Origin of the sequence: Castellaniella sp., assembly GCF_034675905.1 — a bacterium.
In the GTDB taxonomy this organism is placed as follows: Bacteria; Pseudomonadota; Gammaproteobacteria; order Burkholderiales; family Burkholderiaceae_B; genus Castellaniella.
In genome coordinates this window covers 114,408-133,911 of sequence record NZ_JAUCCV010000001.1, presented here as the reverse complement: position 1 = coordinate 133,911, position 19,504 = coordinate 114,408, and the positions used below count along the sequence as shown (strand labels likewise).

Below are 19,504 nucleotides of genomic sequence, written 5' to 3'. Positions count from 1 at the left end.
GAGTCGTTGCTGGTTCAGGGGAAACTTTCTTGGGATAAAAACAACCTGCCGCGCATCACGCTCGCGGGTGGTGCTGGGCATGCAGGGCTTTCAGCCGTTCGCGGGCGACGTGGGTGTAGATCTGGGTGGTGGAAATATCGGCGTGGCCCAGCAGCATCTGCACCACGCGCAGGTCGGCGCCGTGGTTCAGCAGATGCGTGGCGAATGCGTGACGCAGCACATGCGGCGACAGGGGGACGCGGATGTCGGCCTGTTGGGCGTATTTGCGGATCAGCAGCCAGAAGGCCTGGCGCGTCATGGAAGCGCCGCGCGTGGTGGCGAACAGGGCGTCGCAGGCACGGGCGCCCAGGATGGCGGGCCGGCTTTCGCGCAGATAGCGTTCGATCCAGTGCAGGGCTTCGTCGCCCAGGGGCACCAGGCGGTCCTTGGCGCCTTTGCCCATGACCACGCGCGCCACGCCGTCGCTCAGACTGGTGTCGTGTACGTTCAGGTGAACCAGTTCGCTGACGCGCAGACCCGTGGCGTACAGGGTTTCCAGCATGGCGCGGTCGCGCAGGCCCAAGGTAGTGCCGGTATCCGGGGCGTTCAGCAGGTCGTCGACCTGGGCTTCGGACAGGGTCTTGGGAAAGCGGGCGGGTTGCCGGGCGCTGTGCAGACCCAGACAGGGGTCTTCCTGGCACAGGTTGCGGCGCAGCGCCCACAGATAGAAACGGCGCAGCGCCGCCAGGCGGCGGTTGGCCGTGCTGGCCTTGGTCTGCTGGTATTGGGCCGCCATCCAGGCCTGGATGTCTTCCTTGTGCGCGGATTCCGGCGGGCGTTTTCGTTCAGCCTGCAGCCAGCGAGCGAAGGCATTCAGGTCGCGCCGGTAGGCGGCCAGCGTGTTGTCCGCCAAGCCGTCTTCCAGCCACAGGGCATCCAGAAAGGTGTCGATCGCGGGGAAGGGCGAAGGCTGGGTGGCCATGGCCGCCTATGGATTCTGCATGGTCATGGATGTGATTTTACCTGCCCCGACAAGGAGTGCCTGCGGTTGTGCCGGATGGACATCATGAATCGCTGATGGTCATGATCATTTGTTTTCAGTCAAATTCAGGGTGTTTTCGATAGCGGAATATACCTATATATATTACGATGGGCGCATCTATTTCACAGGAGTGCAAAGATGTCGTTTCGCCGTGTATTGATCGCCTGCGCCTTGTCCTGCGCCGTGGCGCCCGCCCTGGCCGGTGAGGTGCTGGTGTCGGCTGCCGCCAGCCTGACCAACGCCTTCAAGGACCTGGCCACCCAGTACGAGGCGGCTCATCCGGATACCAAGATCTTGACGACGTTCGGCGCGTCGGACGTGGTGCTGCGCCAGATCACCGAAGGCGCGCCTGCCGATATCTTTGCATCCGCCGATCAGAAAGCCATGGACAAGGCTGCTGCTGCGCAGGCCATCGATCCGGCCAGCCGGATGAATTTCGTGCGCAACGAAGTCGTGTTGGTGGTGCCGGCTGATAATCCGCGCCAGATCCAGTCCCTGCAGGACCTGGCCAAACCGGACGTGCAGCGCATTGCGCTGGGCAACCCGGACTCTGTGCCGGTGGGACGCTACACCCGGGCGGCGCTGGAAAAGGCCGGCGCCTGGGAGGTGGTCAAGGCGCATGAAATCCTGGGCCAGAACGTACGCCAGGTGCTCAGCTACGTGGAACGCGGCGAGGTCGATGCCGGTTTCGTGTTCGCCACCGATGCCGCCATCATGAAAGACAAGGTCAAGGTCGTACAAAGCGTGGCTACTCCTGAACCGGTGGTCTACCCGATCGCGTTGGTCCGCCGTGATGGCCGTGCGCCGGAGGCCGCCGATTTCCTGAAGTACGTCGTGTCACCGGCAGGGCAAGCCGTGCTGGCGCAGTACGGCTTCGCCAAGCCATAATGCGGCTTTTGTCCGGCGGCGTTCTGCGGGGGCCGTTGGGCGCAGCCGGTCTCGTTCATGTCTGATCTCTGGATTCCTCTGCTCTTGTCCCTGAAGGTCGCTGGTTGGGCGACGGCGCTGGCGGCGGTCGCAGGCATCGCGGTGGCCTACGGGCTGTCGCGCTGGTCATCGCGCTGGTGCGACGTGGTTGATGCCTTTCTGACGCTGCCCATGGTGCTGCCGCCTACCGTCACCGGCTATTACTTGCTGGTGCTGTTTGGCCGGCGCGGCTGGCTGGGGGCCTGGCTGCAGTCGCATGGGATCGAACTGGTCTTTACCTGGCAGGGGGCTGTGGTGGCGGCGTCCGTGGTGGCGTTTCCCATGGTGCTCAAGGCCGCCCGGGCAGCTTTTCTGGATGTGGATCATCGGCTGGAGCAGGCCGCTGCCGTGCTGGGGGTATCGTCCGCCGCCGTGTTTTTCCGGGTCAGCCTGCCTTTGGCTGCCCGAGGCATCCTGGCGGGGGTGTTGCTGGCCTTTGCGCGGGCGCTGGGTGAGTTCGGCGCCACCTTGATGGTGGCGGGCAATATCCCCGGCAGGACGCAGACGTTGTCGATTGCGATTTACGAAGCCGTTCAGGCCGGCAATGACGGGATGGCCAATGTGCTGGTGCTGGTCACGTCGGCCACGTGCGTGGCGGTGTTGTGCCTGGCGGCCTGGCTGATGCCGGGGGGGCGCACCGCGCGCCGCTCACGGAGCGCCGCATGAGTCTGATCGTGGATATCCGCTGCCGCGTCGGCGGCCCGGGCGGTTTCCTGCTGCAGCCGGTGTGGCAGACCGATGGGCGCCGGGTGGCGCTGTTCGGACCGTCCGGCTCGGGCAAGAGCCTGACCATGCAGGCGATCGCCGGTCTGCTGCGACCCGATGAGGGACGTATCGTGGTCGATGGCCGCATCCTGTTCGATCAGGCCGCTGGTATCGATGTGCCGCCCCGCGACCGGCGCCTGGCTTATCTGTTTCAGGACTATGCTCTGTTCCCGCACCTGACGGTGCGCCAGAATATCGGCTTTGGCCTGCAACGCAGCTGGCTGAACTGGCATGGCTGGATCTGGTCTGGCCGCCGCCCCGGACGGCGCGAACTGCCGCCGGCTGCCTTGCGCTGGGTGCGGGCGTTTCATCTGGACGGGCTGCTGGGCCGCTATCCGGCGGAACTGTCGGGCGGACAGCGCCAGCGCGTCGCCCTGGCGCGCGCCTTGTCCACCGATCCCGGCCTGTTGCTGCTGGATGAACCTTTGTCTGCACTGGACGCGGATCTGCGCGCGCAGATGCGCCGGGAACTGGCCCAGCTGCAGCGCGATATCGACATCCCCACGATCCTGATCACGCACGATCCGGCCGATGTGCAGGCGCTGGCCGATCAGGTGTTTCATATCGCTCAGGGGCGGATACAGGGGCAGGAAGAGGTAGCGCAGACGCCGCGCTTTCAGCCTCAGTCCAGCGTGCCGATCAGCACGTCGGAGGCCTGAAAGCAGGCCTGGGCCGTGGATTTTGTGGAAATGTCGACAGCCGACAGGCCGGTGATGCGGATGTGTTCGGTGATGTCCAGACTGACTTCCGTCAGCCCATCGCCGGTCACGACGTGGCCGATGCGGCCGGTCCAGCGCGTGTCGCCGGGCGCCGGTTCGGACAGCTGCGGTGTGGTCGGGTCGGCGGCCTGGATGCGCACGGCCTGCGCCTTGAGGAAAGCCAAAGCCCGTCGTCCTGGCGCCAGTCCCAGGCGTTCGGTGCTGGCATGGGTCAGGGTGGCGGTCAGGACGACGTCGGCGGCCAGTTGCAGGGTCAGACGGTCGTTGACCGGGCCGGACTCGATGTGCTGAATGATGCCTTCGAAGCGGTTGCGGGCGGAGGTCTGCAGCGCCATGCTGTGCAGCAAGTCCAGGTGCCGGGTGCCGTCGGGGCCGAAGTGTGACAGCGCATCCATGAAGCGCTGGTGTTCGGCTTGCGCGGCCTGGTACCAGGCGACCAGTTCGCGGGCGCGGCCGGTCAGCAGCGCGCCGCCGCCGCGCTTGCCGCCGGTGACGCGTTCGACCAGCAGGTCGCCGGCGACGTTGTTCATCATGTCCACGGCATCCCAGGCGGCTTTGTAGCTTAAGCCGACCTTGCGGGCGGCAGCGCTGATCGAGCCTTCGGTGCCGATGGCGGCCAGCAGCGCCATGCGGCGTTCCGAGCCCCAGCTTTGATCGCCGCTGCGCAGGCTGAGCGTCGTGCTGAAGGCAAGAGGGGCGGGATGATCCGGCATCGGCCAAGTCCAGGAGAGTCGCGTGATCGGGCGGGCCTTCATTCTACGATAGGGGCGGCGGGCCGAAAGATGCGGTCCGTACAATAGAATGATCCTCGTCTCAGCGCTTTCCCGGATGTTCTTATGTCAGATCGCTTTCCTTTGCAACGCAGCCATCCCGATGAATTGATTGTCGGTCTTGTGTCGGTCTCCGATCGGGCTTCGTCCGGCGTTTATCAGGACCAGGGTGTTCCGGCGCTGGCCGATTGGCTGCGGCGGGCCGTGACGCGGCCCCCGCGCATCGTCTCGCGCCTGATTCCCGATGATCGGGCGGGCATTGCCGACACTCTGCGGGAACTGGTGGACGAGGCCCGCTGCGATCTGGTGCTGACCACCGGCGGCACCGGGCCTGCCCGCCGGGATGTGACGCCGGAAGCGACGCTGGATGTGGCCACGCGCGAGATGCCGGGCTTTGGCGAACAGATGCGCCAGGTCAGTCTGGCATTCGTGCCGACCGCGATTTTGTCGCGCCAGGTGGCCGTGATTCGTGAATTGCCGGACCATGCGGCCCTGATCATCAATCTGCCGGGGCAGCCCAAGGCCATCCAGGAAACCCTGGAAGGGCTGCGCGCAGAGGACGGGGTCGTGCGGATTCCGGGGGTTTTTGCTGCGGTACCGTACTGCCTGGACCTGATCGGCGGCCCGTACATCGAGACGCATGGCGCGGTGGTCAAGGCTTTCCGGCCCAAGTCAGCCCGCCGGGCAGGTGACCAGCAGTAATTCCCATTCCGCCTTAAAATCTGGGCAATTCGGTTTTTTCCACTATTTCATCCTCTGGAGGTCCAGCCATGGCCCTGGTTTCCATGCGTCAGCTTCTCGATCACGCCGCCGAGCACGGCTACGGGATCCCCGCTTTCAACGTCAATAATCTGGAACAGGTCCAGGCCATCATGGAGGCGGCCGACCAGACCGACAGCCCCGTGATCATGCAGGCTTCGGCCGGCGCCCGCAAATACGCCGGCGAAGGCTTCCTGAAACTCCTGATCCAGGCGGCGGTCGACTCTTATCCGCACATCCCCGTTGTCATGCACCAGGACCACGGCCAGTCGCCGGCGGTCTGCCAAGGCGCCATCGACCTGGGCTTTTCCAGCGTCATGATGGACGGCTCGCTGATGGCCGACGGCAAGACGATCGCCTCTTATGAATACAACATGGACGTCACCCGTCAGGTCGTCCAGATCGCGCACAAGCTGGGCATCACGGTCGAAGGCGAACTGGGCTGCCTGGGGTCCCTGGAAACCATGAAGGGCGACAAGGAAGACGGCCACGGCGCCGAAGGCACCATGACCCGCGAACAGCTGCTGACCGATCCGGAACAGGCGGCCGATTTCGTGCAGCAGACCCAGCTGGATGCGCTGGCGATTGCGGTGGGCACCAGCCACGGCGCGTATAAATTCACGCGCAAGCCCACCGGCGACATCCTGTCGATCCAGCGGGTCAAGGAAATCCACGCCCGCCTGCCCAATACCCACCTGGTCATGCACGGCAGCTCCAGCGTGCCCCAGGAACTGCTGGCTGAAATCCGCCAGTTCGGCGGCGACATGAAGGAAACCTACGGCGTGCCCGTGGAAGAACTCCAGGAAGCCATCAAGCACGGCGTGCGCAAGGTCAATATCGACACGGATATCCGCCTGGCCATGACCGGCGCCATCCGCCGTTTCATGGCGGAAAATCCGGCCAAGTTCGACCCGCGTGAATATCTGAAACCTGCCCGCGAAGCCGCGAAAAAGGTCTGCCTGGCCCGCTACGAGCAATTCGGCACCGCGGGCAATGCGTCCAAGATCAAGGCCATTCCCTTGTCCGACATGGCAGCCCGCTATGCGTCGGGTGCGCTCAAGCAACTGGTGAAATAAGCCGATGAAGGCCCTGCTCGAATCCACTATCCAGTCGCTGCCCCTGTTGGGGCGCGGCAAGGTCCGCGACATGTATGCCGTGGGTGAAGACAAACTGCTGATCGTCGCCACCGACCGGATCTCGGCCTTTGACGTGATTCTGGACGATCCGATTCCGGGCAAGGGCAAGGTCCTGACCGCCTTGACGGAATTTTGGCTGCGACGCCTGGAACACCTGGTGCCCACCCACGTCACGGGGATCGCCCCCGAAGACGTGGTATCGCCCGAAGAGCGCGATCAGGTGGCGGGGCGGGCCATGGTGGTCAAACGCCTGGAACCCATTTTGGTCGAGGCCGTGGCGCGGGGCTATCTGATCGGCTCCGGCTGGAAAGACTATCAGGCCAGCGGCTCGATCTGCGGGGTGGCGCTGCCGCGCGGCCTGCGCCAGGCGGAAAAACTGGCTGAACCGATTTTCACCCCGGCGGCCAAAGCTGAATTCGGCCAGCACGATGAAAACGTGGACTTCAACTACGTCGTGGCCCAGGTCGGCGCCGATCTGGCGGCAGAAATCCGCCGCGTCACGCTGGCGCTGTATGCCGAGGCCGCCGATTACGCCCGTCGCCAGGGCATTCTGATCGCCGATACCAAATTTGAATTCGGCCTGGATGCGCGCGGCACGCTGCATCTGATGGACGAGGTCCTGACGCCCGATTCCTCGCGTTTCTGGCCCGCCGATGGTCATGTCCTGGGCATCAGTCCGCCGTCCTTCGACAAACAGTTCGTGCGCGACTGGCTGGAAAGCCAGCACTGGAACAAGACGCCCCCGGCGCCGCGCCTGCCGGCCGATGTGCTGGAGCGCACCGCCGCCAAATACCGCGAAGCCCAGGATCGCCTGACCCAGGGGGCAATATGAACGAGTCTGGCCGCACCCCGGTGGTGGGCCTGATCATGGGGTCGTCCAGCGATTGGGACGTCATGCGACATGCGGCGGCCGTTTTCGATGAATTCGACATTGCCCACGAAACCCGGGTGGTGTCTGCGCACCGCATGCCGCTGGATATGGTCGAATATGGCGCTCAGGCCGTGTCGCGAGGCTTGCGGGCCATCGTGGCGGGAGCCGGCGGAGCCGCCCATCTGCCGGGCATGATGGCGGCCTTGACGCCGGTGCCTGTGTTCGGGGTGCCTGTGCCGTCGCGCTACCTGCGCGGCGAAGACTCTCTGTTGTCCATCGTGCAGATGCCCCGAGGCGTGCCGGTCGGCACCTTTGCCATCGGCGAATCAGGGGCGGCCAATGCAGCCCTGCATGTGGTGGCCAATCTGGCCATGACGGACGCCGATCTGCTGCAGCGCCTGCAGGCCTATCGGGCGCGGCAGACTCAGGTCGCGCGTGCCATGGTCGTGCCGCCGGAGGCCTCGTGATGGCTGCTGACGGTCTGCCGGCTGCACCTGGGTCCTGGTTGGGCGTGCTGGGCGGCGGTCAGTTGGGCCGCATGTTCTGCCACGCCGCCCAGGCGCTGGGCTATCGTGTAGCGGTGTTGGACCCTGCGGAATCCAGTCCTGCAGGCATGGTGGCGGACCGCCATCTGCGTGCGGCTTACGATGATCCGCAGGCGCTCGATACCTTAGGCCGTCTGTGTGTGGCGGTCACCACCGAATTTGAAAATGTACCGGCCGACAGTCTGCGCCGCTTGGCCCGCTTATGCCGCACGGCGCCGTCGGGCGATGCCGTGGCGATCGCTCAGGACCGTCTGGCGGAAAAGGCCTATCTGCAGGCCTCCGGCGTGCCGGTGGCCGCGCATGCGGCCGTGCGCTGTGCGTCCGATCTGGATGCCTGTGCCGATGCCCTGTTTCCTGGCATTCTGAAGACCGCCCGCCTGGGGTACGACGGCAAGGGCCAGGTCCGGGTGGCGACCCGCGAACAGGCCCGGCAAGCCTTTGCGTCCCTGCGCGAAGTCGGCTGTGTGCTGGAAGCCCTGCAGCCGCTGGACTACGAAATCTCCGTGGTGGTGGCGCGTGGCCTGGATGGCCGTACGGTCGCCTACCCGCCGTCGCGCAATGTGCACCTGGACGGCATCCTGGCGCTGTCGACGGTCGATGGCCTGATCGCCCCGGCCGTGGCGGATCAGGCCCGCGGACATGCCTTGCAGGTGGCGGAACACCTGGATTACCACGGCGTGCTGTGCGTTGAATTCTTTGTGCTGCGTGATGGCGCCGTCATTGCCAATGAAATGGCGCCGCGTCCCCACAACAGCGGCCACTACACGCAGGACGGCTGCCTGGTCAGCCAGTTCGAACAGCAGGCCCGTGTCATGGCCGGCCTGCCGCTGGGGGATACGGATACCTTGCGTCCCGCCGCCATGCTGAATCTGCTGGGGGATCTGTGGTTCGGGGCCGACGGGCAACGGCGCGAGCCGGACTGGGCGGGTGTGCTGGCCGTGTCCGGGACGCGGCTGCATCTGTATGCCAAAGCGGATGCCCGGCCAGGCCGCAAGATGGGCCACATCAATATCCTGGGCGCCACGGCGGCCGAATTGCAGGCCCGCATCGCCCTGGTCAGGGGCGTGCTGGGATTGCCGGATGCCTGACTCCATCCAGGCCCGGATCATCGAGGCCGCCCGCCGCTTAGAGCAGGGCCGCCTGGTGGCCTTTCCGACCGAGACGGTCTACGGTCTGGGCGCCGATGCCGAAAACCCTCAGGCGGTGGCCCGCATTTATGCCGCCAAGAAACGCCCCGCCGATCACCCCGTCATCGTCCATCTGGCGCCCGACACGGATCCCGCGTATTGGGCGGCGGCGCTGCCGGTCCAGGCGCGTCAGTTGATGGCGGCGTTCTGGCCGGGGCCGCTGACTTTGATTCTGCCCCGCGCAGACCGCATTCCGGATGCTGTCAGCGGAGGGCAGGACAGCATCGGCTTGCGCTGCCCATCCCATCCGGTGGCGCAGACCTTGCTGCACGTGTTTGCCACGCTCAAGCCACATGGCTGCGGCGGCGTGGCGGCGCCGTCCGCCAATCAGTTCGGCCAGGTCTCGCCCACGCGGGCGGATCACGTACGCCAGGAGTTTCCCGATCTGGATGAGCAGGCCCTGATGATCCTGGAAGGCGGTGAATCGCAGGTCGGCATCGAATCGACGATTCTGGACTTGTCCCGCCTGGATCAGGGCGTGGGTCCCGTGTTGTTGCGCCCAGGCCAGATCAATATTCTGCAGCTGGCGGAAGTGCTGGGCGATCTGCCCGCCTTGCCTGATGCGGCCGCGCCCCGGGTATCGGGGTCGTTGAAGGCGCACTATGCCCCGCATACGCCGGTCGTCTTGGCCGGTGCGGCAGCGCTGTCGGCCTGGGCCGCAGGCGGCCCTGACGCGGTGACAGCAGGAATGTTTGGCGCAGCCTTGCCGTCGTGCGGGCGCATGGCTGTCGTGGTGCTGGATGCGCCGCCCGGTCCGGCGCCGCAAGGCGTGGACTGGGTCGTGGTGCAGGCTGATCCGGGACACTATGCTCGCCGTCTGTATGCGCTGCTGCGCGAACTGGATACGGCGGGCTACGAGCGCATCGTGTTGCAGCGCCCGCCCGATGACCCTGTCTGGCAAGGCGTCAATGACCGGATCAGCCGGGCGGCAGCGGCGTTTTCCGGCTGAACGGCAACATCATTCCGTCTGTGCGCACAGCCCAGGGGCGCCGGCGTCGCTGGCATCGCGGGTAGATACGAGTAAACTGGCGGATTGTTCTTTTCGCGCCTCGTCTGCCGCAGTTCTGCGCCGGGAGGGCTGTCAGGATCATGAGTCCTGGGATTGTCCTGGAAAATTGCAATGAAATTCAAGGAATTCGAACCCGGCATGGTGATACACCATGGGCCGGTGACGGTGCATGAAGCCGATATGCTGGCATTCGCCCGCGCCTACGATCCGCAGTGGTTCCATGTGGATGCCGAGCGCGCCCAGTCCGGGCGCTGGGGGGGACTGATCGCCAGTGGCTGGATGACCTGCGGCCTGGCGATGCGGATGGCGGTGGAATCCGCCCTGCATGATTCCGAGTCCTTCGGTTCGCCGGGGCTGGAACGCTTGCGCTGGATTCAGCCGGTGCGGCCCGACGACCAACTGCGCCTGGAAGCCACGGTGGATTCCAAGCGGGTGTCGTCGTCACGCGACGATCTGGGCATTATCCGTTGGACCTGGCGTCTGTTCAATCAGAACGATCAGCAGGTGCTGGAAGTCGAAGCCACCAGCCTGTTTGAATTGGAACTGCCGGCGGGTTCGGACTGACAGGCTGCAGTTCTTAGCGAAACACCACCGTGCGCCGGCCATTCAGCAGAATGCGATGTTCCACATGCCAGCGCACGGCGCGTGACAGCACCACGGATTCGACATCGCTGCCGATGCGGGTCAGGTCCTGCGGCCCCATGGCGTGATCCACGCGCTCGATGTCCTGCTCGATGATGGGGCCTTCATCCAGGTCCTGCGTGACATAGTGGGCGGTAGCGCCGATGATCTTCACGCCCCGTGCATGGGCCTGGTAATAGGGTCGCGCGCCCTTGAAGCTGGGCAGGAAGCTGTGGTGGATATTGATGGCGCGGCCCGTCAGCGCCCGGCATAGATCGGATGACAGGATCTGCATATAGCGGGCCAATACGACCAGATCCACCCGTTCACGCTCGACCAGGTCCAGAATCTGCTGTTCTTGCGCCGCCCGGGTGTCGGCGGATACCGGCAGGTGGTGAAACGGCAGCCCGTGCGCCTGGGCCAGGACTTGGAAATCCGGGTGGTTGGAGATCACACCGGCGATTTCCGCCGGCATCTGTCCGCTTTGCACGCGAAACAGCAGGTCATTCAGACAGTGTCCCTGACGGCTGACCAGCACCAGCAGCCGCGCCTTGCGGCGGGCATCATGAATCTGAAACTGCATGCCGAAGCGTTCGGCCACCGTAGCGAAATCCTGCTGCAGGGTGTCGACCTCATCGTCAGCCGGCAGGGAAAAATGTACGCGTAGAAAGAACTGCTGGCTGTCGGGGTCGCCGAACTGCTGGGCGTGCACGATGTTGCCGTGGCGGGTCAGCAGCCAGCTGCTGACGGAATGAACAATGCCCATGCGATCAGGGCAGGAAAGCGTCAGGATATAGTCGTGCATGGAGTGCGGGGTGGCGGCGTGTCGTTCAGTTGCGGGACAGGGGTTCGCTGGCCTGGGTCAATTCAAAGTCCCCGGCATGATAGATCAGGGGCGACAGCAGCTGGCGCTGGCAGTGTTCCACCTGGCCGACGAAGATCGTGTGATCTCCGGCCTGATGCTGCTGGGTGTTGTGGCATTCGAACCAGGCGGCGCAGCGCGTATCGCCCAGCATCAGCGTGCCGCTGGGCGCGCGTTCCAGCGGCAGGCCTGCAAACCGGTCTGCCTGCGGACCTTTGGCAAAGCGGCGGGCCAGATCGACCTGGCTGGCTGACAGAACATGGATGACGTAATGGTCCAGGGCCAGGAATGCCTCTAGGGACGAGGCCGTGTGGGTCAATGTCCACAGGACCATGGGCGGGTCCAGCGAGACCGAACTGAAGGAACTGATGGTCAATCCCAGCGGGGCGCCGGTATCCGGGTGTTCAGCAGTGACGATGGTCACGCCCGTCGGGAAGCGACCCAAGGCTGAACGGAAATACAGGGATGGAAAGTCCGCCGGCGTCGGAGGGGCAGTCATGGCGCTCATCAGGGGGCCAGACGGTCCAGATCCCAGCCACCCGCTGCATTCAGGGTGTAGACCAGCCGGTCATGCAGACGGGATGGCCGGCCTTGCCAGAATTCGATGTGCGTCGCCTGCAGGCGGTAGCCGCCCCAGTGAGGCGGGCGGGGCGGGGCATCGCCCAGTTCCAACGTCAAGTCCTGCACGCGCTGGGCCAGGGCCTCGTGGCTGATGGAATGGCTTTGAGGCGACGCCCAGGCGCCGATGCGCGACCCCAGCGGCCGGCTGGCATAGTAGGCGTCGGACTCGGCGGCGGATACGGGGGCGACGCCGCCTTCGATGCGGATCTGGCGCTCCAGTTCGGGCCAGAAGAACAACAGGCTGGCGTGCGGATTGGTGCTCAGTTCCTGGCCTTTGCGTGATTGGTAATTGGTGTAGAACACGAAGCCCTGGGCATCGAAGCCTTTCAGCAGCACGATGCGGGCGGACGGGTGTCCGGCGGTATCGGCGGTGGCCAGCGTCATGGCGGTCGGCTCGTGGACCTCGCTGTGCAGGGCCTGTTGGAACCATTGTTCAAATTGTGCGTAGGGGTCCGTTGCGGCAGCGGATTCCAGCAGTTCGAATTTTTGATAGGTTTGGCGGATATCGGCGATGGACATGAGGCCAGCTCAGGAGAAGGAGGAATGAGAGGATTGCAGCGCTTGGGCGATGGCCTGCAGCCGTTGGTCAGGGATGTCGGCGGCGTTCAGGGCCTGGGCGGTTTGCAGCACGTAATCGGTGCAGGCGCCATAGCGGCCATGGCCTTGGCGCACGGCGGCCAGGATCTGATCAAGCGACAGATCCGAGGCATAGCCCGTATCCTGGCGGTTCATGGTGAACACCAGTCCGGACAGGATGCCGTCGGCCGTGTGGCAGCGCAGCCAGCGCGGAATATAGGCGGCGCTGGGCATTTCGCGCCGCCACAGGTTCTGCAGAATGTCGGGCGCCTGGTCGGCGGCGATGCGAAAGGCGCGTCCCGTGCAGGAGCCGCCCAGATCCAGGCCAAAAACCAGGCCGGGTTGTTCCGGCGTACCGCGGTTGATGCGCGACCACAGGCACAGCGCCCGGTGGTAGCCGTGGATCCGCGCCCGGCGGGCTTCCAGAAAGTCGAATTCTGGCCGCCAGATCAGGGAACCGTAGCCGAACACCCAGAGATCGCTGCGGCCATCCCAGTGCTGCAGCGTTTGCCGGATGGAAGCCGCGTGCCAGGCATCGTCCCGCAGCCGGAATGCCTCGGGCGGCGGTGGCTGGCGGGTAGAGCGGTGCACAGAGGCGTTCACGGGGCAAAAGGCGGTGGCAAAGAGATGCGTTCTATTGTAGAGGACTTGCGCAGACCGTGAATGCCGGCCCAGGCGCGGCGCAGGGAGAATACGGGTCCATGGCAAAATGCCGTATTCCCCGTTTGTATTGCCGCACTGCCGCCATGTCTGCTCCAGATCCTGCCACGCCCGCCTTGCCCGCCTTTGCAGCGCCCGATGCCGATCCGGAACGCCGTTTTGGCGGCTTGGATCGTTTGTACGGCGCTGGCGCCTGGCAGGCCTTGTCGGCGCTGCATGTGGTGGTGGCCGGGATCGGCGGGGTGGGCGCCTGGTGCGTCGAAGCCCTGGCGCGTTCCGGGGTGGGCGCGCTGACCCTGGTGGACATGGACCATATCGCCGAATCCAACATCAATCGTCAGGCCCATGCCCTGGGCAGCACACTGGGCATGGCCAAGATCCGCGCCATGGCGGATCGCGTGCGCGACATCCATCCGGGTTGCCGGGTCACGGAAATCGACGATTTTGTCAGCGCCGGCAATCTGGACGGGATTCTGTCGGCGGGGCCGGCGGGCATCCTGCTGGACTGCACGGACCAGGTGCCGGCCAAGATCGCCATGATTCTGCAGGCGCGCGCCCAAGGCTGGCCTGTGCTGGTGTGTGGCGGGGCGGGGGGCAAGACCGATCCGCTGGCGTTGCGGGCCGGGGATCTGTCCGCGTCCGTGCATGATGCCTTGCTGGGCCGCATCCGCCAGGAACTGCGGCAGCGCCATGGCTACCCCAAGGGCGGCGCCGCCGGCGGCAAGCCCCGGCGGCGGGTGCCGCGCATGGGCGTGCCCTGCTTGTGGTTCGACCAGCCGGTCGTGCTGCCGTCCGCCTGGACGCAGCCGGCGGCGGCTTGCGCCGCGCCCGACGCCGTGGCGGCAGCGCCTCAGGGCTTGTCCTGCGCCGGGTATGGCTCCATCGTGACGGTCACGGCCTGCATGGGGCTGGCCGCTGCCAACTGGGCGGTTCAGCAAGCGCTGGCCCGACGGGATGCCTGACGGCGGTTCGCGGTAGCGGGCGCGTCAGCCTCGTGTCAGCCAGCCCCTGTACGTTCGGGGCTGGTGTAGCATGTGAGCACCCAAAATAATTCAGGAATCATCCGCGCTTCGGGTGTCTGACAGGATGCCGGGACTGCAGGATGGCAGGAGACGACATCATGCAGAAAATCCGTGAGTTCCACCGCCAGTCGGTGCAGGACAGGGATGCCTTCTGGGCCCGCGAAGCCCAGCGCATCCATTGGGAAACCCCCTTTACCCAGGTGCTGGATTATTCCCGCCCGCCGTTTGCCCGCTGGTTCGTGGGCGGGCGCACCAATCTGTGCTACAACGCGGTCGACCGCTGGCTGGATACGCAGGCAGATCAGCCTGCCCTGATCTGGGTCTCGACGGAAGTCGATCAGGAAATCGTCTACACCCGCACCGATCTGGCCCGCGAAGTCAACGCCGCCGCCGCTATCTTGCAGCAGCTGGGGGTGGTGCAGGGCGACCGGGTGCTGCTGTATCTGCCCATGATTCCCCAGGCGGCGTTTTTCATGCTGGCCTGCGCCCGCATCGGCGCCATCCATTCGGTGGTGTTCGGCGGTTTTGCATCCCATAACCTGGCGCAGCGCATCGACGATGCCGCGCCCAAGGTCATCATCTCGACCGACGCCGGTTCACGCGGCGGGCGTCCCATCGCCTATAAGCCACTGCTGGATCAGGCGATTGCGCAGTCCTCGCATGCGCCTGAACACGTCGTGCTGGTCAATCGCGGCCTGGCGGCGATGGATCTGACCGCAGGCCGGGATCTGGATTACGCGACCTTGCGCGCCCGCCATCTGGACGTGCAAGTGCCCGTGGTCTGGCTGGAATCCAATACGCCCAGCTATATCCTGTATACCTCGGGCACGACGGGCAACCCCAAAGGCGTGCAGCGCGACGTCGGCGGCTATGCCGTGGCCCTGTGCGCATCCATGGAATACATCTTCGGCGGCAAGCCGGGCGACGTCTATTTTTCCAGCAGCGACGTGGGCTGGGTGGTGGGGCATTCCTACGTCGTCTATGGGCCGCTGCTGAACGGCCAGGCCACGGTCATGTACGAAGGCACGCCGGTGCGCCCCGACGCGGCCATCCTGTGGCGCATCGTCGAGACCTATCGGGTCAATGCCTTGTTTTCCGCGCCCACGGCCATCCGGGTGCTGAAAAAGCACGACCCGGCCTTGTTGAAGCGTCACGATCTGTCCAGCCTGGATCGCATTTATCTGGCAGGCGAACCATTGGATGAATTGACCGGGCAGTGGCTGTCCGAAGCCCTGGGCAAGCCCGTGGTCGACAATTACTGGCAGACCGAAACCGGCTGGCCCATCCTGTCGGCGCAGCCTGGGGTCGAGGAAATCCCCGCGCGTTTCGGCAGTCCCACGGTGCCGGTCTACGGCTTTGACGTGCGGGCCATCGATGAATCCACCGGACAGGACTGCGGCCCGAACCAAAAGGGCGTGGTGGCGATCGAGCCGCCGCTGCCGCCTGGCGCCATGAGTACCATCTGGGGCGACGATGATCGTTTCGTGCGGACGTACTTCCAGTCCTTTTCCGGTCGCCTGACGTATTCCACGTCCGACTGGGGCTTGGTGGACAAGGACGGCTACTGGTTCATCCTGGGGCGTACCGACGACGTCATCAACGTTGCCGGCCACCGCCTGGGCACCCGCGAAATCGAGGAATCCGTGAATACCCATCCTGCCGTGGCCGAATCGGCAGTGGTGGGGGTGGCCGACCCATTGAAAGGCCAGGAAGCCATGGCGTTTGCCGTGTTGCGCAATCCGGCGTTGCTGGATGAGGCCGGCGGACGCGAGCGGCTGGAAGCCGAGATCAAGCGCGTGATCGAACAGCGTAATGGCGCCGTGGCGCGGCCCGCCCGCATTCTGTTCGTCAACAGCCTGCCGAAAACGCGTTCGGGCAAGGTGCTGCGCCGCGCCATCGTGGCCTTGTGCGAAGGGCGCGACCCGGGTGACCTGACGACGATCGAGGACCCCGGCGTCCTGGATCAGATCCGTTCGGCCCTGTGAATACCCGTCTGCTGCAGCCGGGGGTCGGCCGGCGCGAGGTCTGGTCGTGGGCCATGTACGACTTCGCCAATTCCGGCTACACCACGGTGGTTCTGACGGCGGTATTCAACGCGTATTTCGTCGGCGTGGTGGCAGACGGTCAGGCCTGGGGCACGCTGGCGCTGACGGCGGCCCTGTCGGTGTCGTACCTGGCGGTGATGTTCGCCATGCCGGGTCTGGGGGCGCGGGCCGATGCCCGCGCCGGACATCGGCGGCTGTTGTTCACCAGCACAGTCGGCTGTGTGCTGGCCACGGCGGTCCTGGCCAGCGTCGGTCCGGGGGATGTGGTCTGGGGCCTGTTCTGGCTGGCGCTCTCGAATGCCTTTTATTGTGTCGGTGAATCCGCCGTGGCGTCCTTTCTGCCTGGCCTGGCCCGCACGGAATCCATGGGACGCGTGTCGGGGTGGGGCTGGAGCTTTGGCTACTGCGGCGGCATGCTGGCTTTGGGACTGGCGCTGTGGATCGCCGGGTCGGCGGCTGCCGGCGGTCTGCCGGCCCAGGCCTATGTCCCCTGGATCATGGTGCTGACGGCGGGGATCTTCGCCCTGGCGGCCACGCCGTCGTTTCTGTGGCTGCGTGAACCGGCCCAGACGGCGGCCGCCCCGGCGCCGGCCATGCTGGCGCAGCTGCGCCGCGCCTGGCGGGAAACCCGCCGCGACTATCCCGATTTCCGGCGTTTGCTGATGTGCATCGCCTGCTACCAGGCGGGGATTGCCGTCGTCATCACGCTGTCGGCGGTCTATGCGACCGAGGTCATGGGCTTCGAGATGCGCCAGACCATGCTGCTGGTGTTTCTGGTCAATATCGCGGCAGCGGTCGGCGCCTTCGGTTTCGGCTATCTGCAGGATCGCATCGGGCACAAGCGGGCGCTGGCCCTGACCCTGTGCGGCTGGCTGCTGATGGTGGGGTTGGCCGTGTCGGCGCAGTCCCTGCCGGTGTTCTGGGCCGCTGCGGCCTTGGCTGGTTTGTGCATGGGTACCAGCCAGAGCGCCGGGCGGGCCATGGTGGGCGTCTTGGCCCCTGCCCGCCGGCCGGCGGAATTCTTTGCCTTGTGGACCTTTGCCGTGCAGTTGGCGGCGGTCGTGGGGCCGCTGAGTTATGGTCTGCTGGTCTGGCTGACGCAAGGCAATCATCGGGTCGCCCTGCTGGCGACCGGCTTGTTCTTCCTGGCGGGACTATGGTTGCTGGGCCGCCTGGATTTCGCCCGGGGCCAGAGAGATCGGGATGCCGTTCACCCGTCCGACGGCGTCCAGCCGGCCTGACGGCGGCCAGGTTTCATTTGTCAGAATCAAGTAAGACTCGTGCAGTACGGTTGCAAATAACACAATTCAAACATGATGTGAATTACATCACTCAAAAGGAGCGAACAAAATGGCTACGGAGATTGAATCCATATTGGTGGAAAATCGTGTGTTTCCGCCGCCCGCCGATCTGGTCAAACAGGCCAATGTGTCCGGGATGGAAGGTTACAAGGCGCTGTGCGATGAAGCCAATCGGGATCCGAATGCATTCTGGGCGCGACTGGCCAATGAAAACCTGGTGTGGGAAAAGCCCTTTACCCAGGTGCTGGATGAATCCAACAAGCCGTTTTACAAGTTCTATCCCGATGGTCAGCTGAACGTCTCGGCCAACTGTCTGGACAAACATCTGGGCACGCCTGCGGAAAACCGCGCGGCCCTGATTTTCGAAGCGGATGACGGCAAGGTCACCAAGGTCACCTATAAAGAACTGCATGCGCTCGTGTCGCAGTTCGCCAATGCGCTCAAGGCGCAGGGTTTCAAGACCGGCGAACGCGCCGTGCTGTACCTGCCGATGTCCATCGAGGCCGTGGTGGCCATGCAGGCCTGCGCTCGTTTGGGCATCATCCATTCCGTGGTGTTCGGCGGCTTCTCGGCCAAGAGCATCCACGAACGCGTGGTGGACGTGGGCGCGACCCTGATCATCACGGCTGACGCGCAAGCCCGCGGCGGCAAGATCATCCCCCTGAAGAACGCGGTGGACGAGGCCCTGGCCATGGGCGATTGCGAAGCCGTGCGCAAGGTCATCACCTACAAGCGCGCCGGTTCGGACGTCAAATGGGACGCCAGCCGCGACCTGTGGTGGCACGATGTGATCCAGGGACAGTCCTTTGATTGCCCGCCGGTGCCGGTCGATGCCGACCATCCGCTGTTCATTCTGTATACGTCCGGTTCCACCGGCAAGCCCAAAGGCGTGCAGCATTCCAGCGCCGGGTTCCTGCTGTGGTCCCTGATCACCATGAAATGGACCTTCGACGCCAAGCCCGACGACGTGTTCTGGTGCACGGCCGACGTGGGTTGGGTCACGGGGCACTCCTACGTCACCTACGGCCCCTTGGCGGCCGGCGTGACTCAGGTGGTCTTCGAAGGCGTTCCCACCTATCCGGATGCCGGTCGCTTCTGGAAAATGATCCAGGAACACAAGGTGTCGGTGTTCTATACGGCCCCGACGGCGATCCGTTCGCTGACCAAGGCGTCCGAAGCCGATGCCAAGGTTCACCCGAAATCCTATGACCTCAGTTCCCTGCGCATCATCGGTTCTGTGGGCGAACCCATCAATCCGGAAGCCTGGGTCTGGTACTACAACAACGTCGGCAACCAGCGCTGTCCGGTGATCGATACGTGGTGGCAGACTGAAACCGGCGCCCACATGATCACGCCGCTGCCGGGCGTCACGCCGCTGAAACCCGGTTCCTGCACCTTGCCGCTGCCCGGCATCGATGCTGCCATCGTCGATGAAACCGGCGAAGAAGTCGAACGCGGCAAGGGTGGTTTCCTGGTGGTGCGCCGTCCGTGGCCGTCCATGATTCGCACAATCTGGGGCGACCCGGAACGCTTCAAGAAAACCTATTTCCCGGAAGAGCTGAAAGGCTACTACCTGGCGGGCGACGGCGCCCAGCGCGACAAGGACGGCTATTTCTGGATCATGGGCCGCATCGACGACGTGCTGAACGTCTCGGGCCACCGTCTGGGCACGATGGAAGTCGAATCGGCCCTGGTGGCGCACGAACTGGTGGCCGAGGCCGCCGTGGTGGGCCGCCCGGATGCGACGACGGGCGAAGCCGTGGTGGCGTTCGTGGTGCTCAACGGCCCGTTGCCGCAAGGCGACGCCGCTGCCGCAATGGCCAAGCAGCTGCGCGACTGGGTCGCCAAGGAAATCGGCCCCATCGCCAAGCCGCGTGAAATCCGTTTCGGGGAAAACCTGCCAAAGACGCGTTCAGGCAAGATCATGCGCCGTCTGCTGCGCGTGGTCGCCAAGGGTGAGCCCATCACCCAGGACGTCTCTACGCTGGAGAACCCCGGCATCCTGGATCAGTTGTCCCAGGTGCAGTAAAGCGTGTTGAACGATGCCC

Annotated in this window: 20 protein-coding genes; 14 read left to right on the top strand and 6 right to left on the bottom strand. The window is 65.0% G+C overall.

What is annotated here, in order from left to right; all coding sequences use genetic code 11:
* Positions 1–55: 55 nt before the first annotated feature.
* The gene (gene xerD / locus VDP79_RS00660) at positions 56–961 is read right to left on the bottom strand and encodes a site-specific tyrosine recombinase XerD (RefSeq protein ID WP_323016305.1); all 906 of its coding nucleotides are present in this window, start codon (positions 959–961) and stop codon (positions 56–58) included.
* Positions 962–1,159: 198 nt separating this feature from the next.
* Between xerD and modA the strand changes: the two genes are divergently transcribed.
* The 3 genes from modA to VDP79_RS00645 are packed head-to-tail and all read left to right on the top strand — an operon-like array spanning position 1,160 to position 3,411.
* Positions 1,160–1,909 carry a molybdate ABC transporter substrate-binding protein gene (modA, locus tag VDP79_RS00655; protein WP_323016304.1) on the top strand — a complete coding sequence of 250 codons (750 nt, stop codon included), beginning with the start codon at positions 1,160–1,162 and terminating at the stop codon, positions 1,907–1,909.
* Positions 1,910–1,966: 57 nt separating this feature from the next.
* A complete protein-coding gene (gene modB / locus VDP79_RS00650; protein ID WP_323016303.1) occupies positions 1,967–2,653 on the top strand; it encodes a molybdate ABC transporter permease subunit in 687 nt (228 codons plus the stop codon).
* Positions 2,650–3,411 (top strand): ABC transporter ATP-binding protein, encoded by a 762-nt coding sequence (locus VDP79_RS00645; RefSeq protein ID WP_323016302.1) that lies wholly within the window; start codon positions 2,650–2,652, stop codon positions 3,409–3,411. The genes modB and VDP79_RS00645 overlap by 4 nt, the downstream gene beginning before the upstream one ends.
* On the opposite strand, the gene VDP79_RS00640 is transcribed toward VDP79_RS00645, so the two are convergent.
* Positions 3,375–4,184 (bottom strand): TOBE domain-containing protein, encoded by an 810-nt coding sequence (locus tag VDP79_RS00640; RefSeq protein ID WP_323016301.1) that lies wholly within the window; start codon positions 4,182–4,184, stop codon positions 3,375–3,377. The genes VDP79_RS00645 and VDP79_RS00640 overlap by 37 nt on opposite strands.
* A 123-nt stretch (positions 4,185–4,307) precedes the next feature.
* Here VDP79_RS00640 and mog point away from each other — a divergent pair, with 123 nt between their 5' ends.
* The 7 genes from mog to VDP79_RS00605 all read left to right on the top strand — a co-directional run bounded on the left by mog (position 4,308) and on the right by VDP79_RS00605 (position 10,312).
* Positions 4,308–4,943 (top strand): molybdopterin adenylyltransferase, encoded by a 636-nt coding sequence (gene mog / locus VDP79_RS00635; RefSeq protein ID WP_323016300.1) that lies wholly within the window; start codon positions 4,308–4,310, stop codon positions 4,941–4,943.
* A 68-nt stretch (positions 4,944–5,011) separates the two neighbouring features.
* Positions 5,012–6,076, top strand: a complete 1,065-nt coding sequence (gene fba, locus VDP79_RS00630; protein ID WP_323016299.1) for a class II fructose-bisphosphate aldolase — start codon at positions 5,012–5,014, stop codon at positions 6,074–6,076.
* Between the two features lie 4 nt (positions 6,077–6,080).
* Positions 6,081–6,968, top strand: a complete 888-nt coding sequence (locus VDP79_RS00625) for a phosphoribosylaminoimidazolesuccinocarboxamide synthase (RefSeq protein WP_323016298.1) — start codon at positions 6,081–6,083, stop codon at positions 6,966–6,968.
* Positions 6,965–7,474, top strand: a complete 510-nt coding sequence (gene purE, locus VDP79_RS00620) for a 5-(carboxyamino)imidazole ribonucleotide mutase (RefSeq protein WP_323016297.1) — start codon at positions 6,965–6,967, stop codon at positions 7,472–7,474. The genes VDP79_RS00625 and purE overlap by 4 nt, the downstream gene beginning before the upstream one ends.
* A complete protein-coding gene (locus VDP79_RS00615; protein WP_323016296.1) occupies positions 7,474–8,640 on the top strand; it encodes a 5-(carboxyamino)imidazole ribonucleotide synthase in 1,167 nt (388 codons plus the stop codon). Before purE ends, VDP79_RS00615 begins: the two co-directional genes overlap by 1 nt.
* Positions 8,633–9,688: an L-threonylcarbamoyladenylate synthase gene (locus tag VDP79_RS00610; protein ID WP_323016295.1), complete on the top strand. Its 1,056-nt coding sequence runs from the start codon at positions 8,633–8,635 to the stop codon at positions 9,686–9,688. The genes VDP79_RS00615 and VDP79_RS00610 overlap by 8 nt, the downstream gene beginning before the upstream one ends.
* 171 nt (positions 9,689–9,859) lie before the next feature.
* A complete protein-coding gene (locus tag VDP79_RS00605) occupies positions 9,860–10,312 on the top strand; it encodes a MaoC family dehydratase (protein ID WP_323016294.1) in 453 nt (150 codons plus the stop codon).
* A 13-nt stretch (positions 10,313–10,325) separates the two neighbouring features.
* Here VDP79_RS00605 and purU read toward each other — a convergent pair whose 3' ends face one another.
* From purU to VDP79_RS00585, 4 genes are read right to left on the bottom strand one after another with little or no spacing between them, the layout of a single operon-like run.
* Complete coding sequence (gene purU, locus VDP79_RS00600) at positions 10,326–11,174, bottom strand: formyltetrahydrofolate deformylase (RefSeq protein WP_323016293.1); 849 nt, start codon at positions 11,172–11,174, stop codon at positions 10,326–10,328.
* A 25-nt stretch (positions 11,175–11,199) separates the two neighbouring features.
* Positions 11,200–11,730 carry a flavin reductase family protein gene (locus VDP79_RS00595; RefSeq protein WP_323016292.1) on the bottom strand — a complete coding sequence of 177 codons (531 nt, stop codon included), beginning with the start codon at positions 11,728–11,730 and terminating at the stop codon, positions 11,200–11,202.
* Between the two features lie 8 nt (positions 11,731–11,738).
* Positions 11,739–12,371: a pyridoxamine 5'-phosphate oxidase gene (gene pdxH / locus VDP79_RS00590; protein WP_323016291.1), complete on the bottom strand. Its 633-nt coding sequence runs from the start codon at positions 12,369–12,371 to the stop codon at positions 11,739–11,741.
* 9 nt (positions 12,372–12,380) lie between these two features.
* Positions 12,381–13,031 (bottom strand): gamma-glutamylcyclotransferase, encoded by a 651-nt coding sequence (locus VDP79_RS00585; protein ID WP_416233022.1) that lies wholly within the window; start codon positions 13,029–13,031, stop codon positions 12,381–12,383.
* Between the two features lie 143 nt (positions 13,032–13,174).
* Here VDP79_RS00585 and VDP79_RS00580 point away from each other — a divergent pair, with 143 nt between their 5' ends.
* From VDP79_RS00580 to acs, 4 genes are all read left to right on the top strand, one after another.
* The gene (locus VDP79_RS00580) at positions 13,175–14,050 is read left to right on the top strand and encodes a tRNA threonylcarbamoyladenosine dehydratase (protein ID WP_323016290.1); all 876 of its coding nucleotides are present in this window, start codon (positions 13,175–13,177) and stop codon (positions 14,048–14,050) included.
* 158 nt (positions 14,051–14,208) lie between these two features.
* Positions 14,209–16,095: a propionate--CoA ligase gene (locus VDP79_RS00575; protein WP_323016289.1), complete on the top strand. Its 1,887-nt coding sequence runs from the start codon at positions 14,209–14,211 to the stop codon at positions 16,093–16,095.
* 53 nt (positions 16,096–16,148) lie between these two features.
* Positions 16,149–17,396 carry an MFS transporter gene (locus VDP79_RS00570; protein ID WP_323016341.1) on the top strand — a complete coding sequence of 416 codons (1,248 nt, stop codon included), beginning with the start codon at positions 16,149–16,151 and terminating at the stop codon, positions 17,394–17,396.
* A 109-nt stretch (positions 17,397–17,505) separates the two neighbouring features.
* Positions 17,506–19,485, top strand: coding sequence for an acetate--CoA ligase (gene acs, locus VDP79_RS00565; protein WP_323016288.1), 1,980 nt, complete (start codon positions 17,506–17,508; stop codon positions 19,483–19,485).
* Positions 19,486–19,504 lie beyond the last annotated feature (19 nt).

Coding starts and splice junctions, on each gene's coding strand:
- acs (WP_323016288.1), top strand. CDS start 17,506: ATGGCTACGGAGATTGAATCCATATTGGTGGAAAATCGTGTGTTTCCG.
- purU (WP_323016293.1), bottom strand. CDS start 11,174: ATGCACGACTATATCCTGACGCTTTCCTGCCCTGATCGCATGGGCATT.
- modB (WP_323016303.1), top strand. CDS start 1,967: ATGTCTGATCTCTGGATTCCTCTGCTCTTGTCCCTGAAGGTCGCTGGT.
- mog (WP_323016300.1), top strand. CDS start 4,308: ATGTCAGATCGCTTTCCTTTGCAACGCAGCCATCCCGATGAATTGATT.
- pdxH (WP_323016291.1), bottom strand. CDS start 12,371: ATGTCCATCGCCGATATCCGCCAAACCTATCAAAAATTCGAACTGCTG.
- VDP79_RS00610 (WP_323016295.1), top strand. CDS start 8,633: ATGCCTGACTCCATCCAGGCCCGGATCATCGAGGCCGCCCGCCGCTTA.
- VDP79_RS00570 (WP_323016341.1), top strand. CDS start 16,149: ATGTACGACTTCGCCAATTCCGGCTACACCACGGTGGTTCTGACGGCG.
- fba (WP_323016299.1), top strand. CDS start 5,012: ATGGCCCTGGTTTCCATGCGTCAGCTTCTCGATCACGCCGCCGAGCAC.
- VDP79_RS00595 (WP_323016292.1), bottom strand. CDS start 11,730: ATGACTGCCCCTCCGACGCCGGCGGACTTTCCATCCCTGTATTTCCGT.
- xerD (WP_323016305.1), bottom strand. CDS start 961: ATGGCCACCCAGCCTTCGCCCTTCCCCGCGATCGACACCTTTCTGGAT.
- purE (WP_323016297.1), top strand. CDS start 6,965: ATGAACGAGTCTGGCCGCACCCCGGTGGTGGGCCTGATCATGGGGTCG.
- VDP79_RS00580 (WP_323016290.1), top strand. CDS start 13,175: ATGTCTGCTCCAGATCCTGCCACGCCCGCCTTGCCCGCCTTTGCAGCG.
- VDP79_RS00625 (WP_323016298.1), top strand. CDS start 6,081: ATGAAGGCCCTGCTCGAATCCACTATCCAGTCGCTGCCCCTGTTGGGG.
- modA (WP_323016304.1), top strand. CDS start 1,160: ATGTCGTTTCGCCGTGTATTGATCGCCTGCGCCTTGTCCTGCGCCGTG.
- VDP79_RS00615 (WP_323016296.1), top strand. CDS start 7,474: ATGGCTGCTGACGGTCTGCCGGCTGCACCTGGGTCCTGGTTGGGCGTG.
- VDP79_RS00645 (WP_323016302.1), top strand. CDS start 2,650: ATGAGTCTGATCGTGGATATCCGCTGCCGCGTCGGCGGCCCGGGCGGT.
- VDP79_RS00640 (WP_323016301.1), bottom strand. CDS start 4,184: ATGCCGGATCATCCCGCCCCTCTTGCCTTCAGCACGACGCTCAGCCTG.
- VDP79_RS00605 (WP_323016294.1), top strand. CDS start 9,860: ATGAAATTCAAGGAATTCGAACCCGGCATGGTGATACACCATGGGCCG.
- VDP79_RS00575 (WP_323016289.1), top strand. CDS start 14,209: ATGCAGAAAATCCGTGAGTTCCACCGCCAGTCGGTGCAGGACAGGGAT.